Annotated in this window: 1 pseudogene; it reads left to right on the top strand. The window is 64.9% G+C overall.

Annotated features, from left to right (window positions below):
• Positions 1–701: pseudogene (locus ACFPN9_RS28895) on the top strand (IS3 family transposase); the annotation flags it as partial.

Raw genomic sequence — 701 nt, 5'->3', positions numbered from 1 at the left:
GTCGCGAAGCTGCGCCAGGTCGATGTGCTGGTCTCGCAGGGCCAATCCGTTGCCGATGCGATCCGCTCGATCGGCGTGACGGAGGTCAGTTACTACCGCTGGCGTCGTGAGTTCGGCGGACTGAAGACGGATCAGGTGAAGCGGATGAAGGAGCTTGAGGCCGAGAACGCCCGGCTCCGTCGCGCCGTCGCGGACCCGACGCTCGACAAGCTGATCCTGAAGGAGGCGGCTTCGGGAAACTGGTAAGCCCCGCGCGTCGCCGTGCCTGCATCGAGCATATCCGGCTCGCCCTGAAGGTGTCGGAGCGGCGGGTCTGCCGTGTGCTCGGGCAGCATCGCTCGACCCAGCGCCAGATCCCGCGCGGACGCGACGATGAGGAGCAACTCATCGCCGACATCGTCGAACTGGTCCGCCGCTATGGCCGCTACGGTTATCGCAAGATCGCGGCGCTGCTGCGCTCGACGGCAGGCTGGGTCGTCAATGGCAAGCGGGTTGAGCGCATCTGGCGACGTGAGGGGCTGAAAGTTCCAGCCCGACAATCCAAGCGCGGCCGTCTTTGGCTTGCGGACGGACCCTGCATCCGCCTTCGCGCCGAGCGGCCCAACCATGCCTGGTCCTACGACTTTGTCGAGGACCGCACCCATGACGGGAGAAAGTATCGCATGCTCAACATCATCGACGAGTTCACGCATGAATGCCTG

Source organism: Allobosea massiliensis, from assembly GCF_042655245.1.
Lineage (GTDB): Bacteria > Pseudomonadota > Alphaproteobacteria > Rhizobiales > Beijerinckiaceae > Allobosea > Allobosea massiliensis.
This window is presented reverse-complemented; position numbering and strand designations above follow the sequence as displayed.